This window comes from Sphingorhabdus sp. (genome assembly GCF_046596595.1).
Classification (GTDB): domain Bacteria; phylum Pseudomonadota; class Alphaproteobacteria; order Sphingomonadales; family Sphingomonadaceae; genus Sphingorhabdus_B.
This window is the reverse complement of sequence record NZ_JBKJMB010000105.1, coordinates 1-2,456: the sequence shown is the minus strand read 5'-3', so window position 1 is coordinate 2,456 and position 2,456 is coordinate 1. Positions and strand designations below refer to the sequence as shown.

Below are 2,456 nucleotides of genomic sequence, written 5' to 3'. Positions count from 1 at the left end.
AAAGGTTCGGACATGTGCACTCTTAATAAGATCTTACGTCCGCCCTTTATGCGCTTGTATCGAAGCCAGCAAGCTTCCCATTTGGAACACCACGCTTTGCTTATCCAGACTTAGCGCAATCGCACGACCAGCGAGCCCGCTTGCCGCCTCCCATGCGGCAATGCCCGTCTTAAGCTGTGCAATGTCGAGCGTTCGTGTGTGTTCGGCAATCAATGCAGGCGCGCGACGCAAAAACGCCTCATAGCGTGACTGGGCTGCCTTAAGCGCCAGTTTCTCCGCCAAGCCGCTACGCAGCGCATTGTCGCGGTCGCCTGAACGCAAAATTGACGTCATGGCGTCTTCGATCTCTTTGAGGTCAAGACCGAGGAAGTCGAGCGCTTGCCCGGGGCTCCCATTACCCAGGTGAATCAGCGCCTCTAACTCTTTTGAGCTGGCTTCAGGTGCCGCGTCCCGTAGAACGTCGGCCATGTCGGCACCACTTAGGGGTTCAAAGCGCAACATCTGGCACCGCGACCTGATGGTGGGCAAAAGTCTCTCGCTGGCATGGCTGATAAGAAAGAAGAACGTGCCAACAGGCGGTTCTTCAAGCGACTTAAGCAAGGCGTTAGCGCCGCCCCGTTCCAGATCATCCGCTGCATCAATAATGATTGCGCGCCTGTTACTGAGCCCTGGCCGCGTTGTCAGTGACTGCTGCAAGCCGCGGATCTGGTTAACTGTGATACTGCGTTTAAACTCGGTCGAATCGCCAACGTCATCATCGCCTTTTGGCGCGTCCTTTGGCAGTCGCTTAAGTGATAATATGTCGGGATGGGAGCCACGAGCGATCAAATTGCCATGAACGTTTTCCGGATCAACAAGCTTGGCCGCCGCACGCAAAGCAAATGCAGATTTTCCCAGTCCCCTTTGCCCTGCTAATATCCAACCATGGTGTGTTTTTCCGCTGTCGCATGCAGTGGAAAATTGCCGCCACGGCTTTTCATGCCCGACATAACCGCTCATGCGTCGTCCATTAGGTCGCTGACTTCGGTCCAGAGCCGCGCGGTAACTTCGTCTGCTGCGCCCGATGCGTCGACCAGACGAACGCGTGGTTCGCACTCGGCATAGCTGACAAAGGCGACATCAACGTCCGAATGGAAATTCTCAGTCCGCCCCTGAATGCGGTCAGGCGCGTTTTGGTCCCTAATAGCGGCGCGTGCCGCCGCTTCCTTGGCATCTAGCCGCAGGACGAGCGTACGATCGGGCATCATCCCCCTGCTGCCTATGTGATGCAGCGTCAGAATATCGGCGTCTGACAGACCAGATCCTGCGCCCTGATAAGCTCGGCTGCTGTCAATATAGCGATCCGAAATGACCCATTTCCCACTTGCCAATGCAGGCTCGATCAACCGTTCGACATGGTCGCTTCGGGCTGCGGCAAACAACAAGGCTTCTGCGCGTGGCAACCACCGCTCTGCGCTGCCACCAAGCACCATTTGACGGATAGCTTCCGCACCTTCCGTGCCGCCGGGTTCGCGGGTTATGACAACTTCCAACCCATTTTGGCGAATGTGTTCGGCCAACGCCGCAATTTGAGTCGATTTTCCAACCCCCTCGCCACCTTCGATAGAAATGAAACGACCCCGAACGCTCACCAGCGCAACAACTCAGGTTGGTTAATTGAACTGTCCGCTACAAAGGGCATGCTTTATCTGTTCCATCGTGACGTTTTGTAAGCGGCAGATCCACTCGAGTTGCAATCCAATAGGCGATGTCATGCGCCGCGTATAGCTTGGAGCAAGCAATTTGTGTGGAGACAATGTTCAAATAGGACGCAGCGTTCGTCCTAACCGACGATGAATCAGTTCCGCAACTCGTCTGCCAATAATCCCACCGACAACGCGTAAAAGTTGGAACAGTTATAATCCAATATCACGCGGTAATTTCCACCAAGCAGATAGCCAGTATTGCCGACGCCATCGGGTTCAATAAGCGTCGCCATCATGCTGTCCTTCGGCCAAAAACCCCGCTGCGGCAGAATGCCGAGTTGCCGCCACTCGGCGATAGTCTTCCACTGGCTGTGCCGCGCAACTACGCGCGGACACCGCGGCGATGACATCCGCGAGTCCAAAGTACCGCGATTCAACGATGGAGGCACATTCACCGCGAAACCCCATTCTTCGCCCCGTCGCCAGCCCGCATTTACAAAATAATTGGCGATTGAAGTCATCGCATCAACCTCGCTGCGCCAGATGTCAGCATAGCCGTCACCATCGCCGTCCCGCGCGAGCCGCAGATAGACCGATGGCAAAAATTGGGGTTTGCCGAGCGCCCCTGCCCAGCTTCCAGTGATCGCATATTGTGGAACGCCACGGTCGATCATCTTGAGCACTGCCACCAATTCCGCCTCGAACAACGCGCGCCGACGGCCTTCAAAAGCCAGCGACGCCAAAGCCTCGGGAGCATGAAAATTGCCCGTG

The 2,456-nt window shown here is 55.9% G+C and carries 3 protein-coding genes; all 3 read right to left on the bottom strand.

Features of this window, described 5'->3' with window-relative positions:
- Nucleotides 1–33: 33 nt before the first annotated feature.
- Nucleotides 34–999, bottom strand: a complete 966-nt coding sequence (locus ACLL9E_RS10660) for a DNA polymerase III subunit delta' (protein WP_411291717.1) — start codon at nt 997–999, stop codon at nt 34–36.
- A complete protein-coding gene (gene tmk / locus ACLL9E_RS10655) occupies nt 996–1,631 on the bottom strand; it encodes a dTMP kinase (protein ID WP_411291716.1) in 636 nt (211 codons plus the stop codon). The genes ACLL9E_RS10660 and tmk overlap by 4 nt, the downstream gene beginning before the upstream one ends.
- Nucleotides 1,632–1,837: 206 nt before the next feature.
- Nucleotides 1,838–2,456: lytic transglycosylase domain-containing protein (locus ACLL9E_RS10650; protein WP_411291715.1), on the bottom strand; the 619-nt coding region annotated here is incomplete at its 5' end.

What these genes read in the sequence shown, in the direction of transcription:
- ACLL9E_RS10660 (WP_411291717.1), bottom strand. Translation starts at nt 999, where the DNA reads ATGAGCGGTTATGTCGGGCATGAAAAGCCGTGGCGGCAATTTTCCACT.